This is a genomic window from Methylibium sp. T29-B, from assembly GCF_000576225.1.
GTDB lineage: Bacteria > Pseudomonadota > Gammaproteobacteria > Burkholderiales > Burkholderiaceae_C > Methylibium > Methylibium petroleiphilum.
Genome location: NZ_AZSN01000402.1, coordinates 1 through 544 on the forward strand (window position 1 = coordinate 1; position 544 = coordinate 544).

Here is a 544-nt window from a genome sequence, read left to right on the forward strand (position 1 = left end):
GGCGCTCGACGGCGAGGTGCTGGACGCGCTGGCCGAGGCGCGCCGCTTCGTGCGCGAGCAGGCCATCGCGGTGTCGGACCGCCGCTGGCGCCAGACCGTCGGGCTGCTGAAGACCGCCGCCGCGAGCAGCGGCCGCGGCGCGGTGTCACGCATCGACCTGTGGTTGCTGCCGTACTGCCTGGCCGAGCAGCCGGCGCAGCTGGCGGTGCTGAGCGACTGGGTGCATGCCACGCTGCTCGGCGCGCAGCCGCTCGAGGCCGCCTGGCTCACGCGGGCGATCGAGGCCTTCGAGCAACAGTTCGGCATCGAGTGCCAGCCGCGCCAGGACGACGGTGAAAGCGGCAAGATGGCACTGGCGCACGCGATCGGCGGCCTGGAGCAGGGACCCGGCATGGCCCGCATGGTGACGGCGTCGCTGGAAGCGCGGATGCTGCCGCGCTACGGGGCACGCCACATCGCGGCGCGCGTGTCGCAGCTCGACGAGGTGCTGGCGCGCGCGCACGACCACCTGCAACCGCTGCGCGCCCGCGCCGCCGCCGTGGGC

1 pseudogene is annotated in these 544 nt (G+C 75.0%); it reads left to right on the forward strand.

Annotated features, from left to right (window positions below):
• Window positions 1-544: pseudogene (locus Y694_RS25205) on the forward strand (ATPase); the annotation flags it as partial.